Genomic DNA, 286 nt, shown 5'->3' on the forward strand with positions numbered 1-286 from the left:
GGCGTATCCGCCTGCTCTTCGAGCTTCTTCAATTGCGCGCTGACGGCTCACGTCGAGCGCCCCAGCCGCTCGGCCGCCTTGGCGAAACTGCCCAGCTCCATGCCGGCGAGGAAGGTTCTGAGGACATCGAGATCGAACGTGACACGGCGCATGGGATTGTCCTGATTCTCAGGAGTATCGATCAAAAACTTCCTGATTTTATGGATGAAGCTATGGCGCTAAATCCTGTGCGTCAAGGCCGCCTGCCGGTCGTCACGGGAATGAATTCATGTCTGCCATCGTCACA

General features: G+C 57.3%; 1 pseudogene. It reads right to left on the reverse strand.

Annotation, left to right across the window (positions count from 1 at the left end):
- Nucleotides 1-50 precede the first annotated feature (50 nt).
- Nucleotides 51-182, reverse strand: a pseudogene (locus tag EN818_RS34220) (LysR family transcriptional regulator); the annotation flags it as partial.
- Nucleotides 183-286: the final 104 nt, after the last annotated feature.

Source organism: Mesorhizobium sp. M3A.F.Ca.ET.175.01.1.1, assembly GCF_004791945.1.
GTDB lineage: Bacteria > Pseudomonadota > Alphaproteobacteria > Rhizobiales > Rhizobiaceae > Mesorhizobium.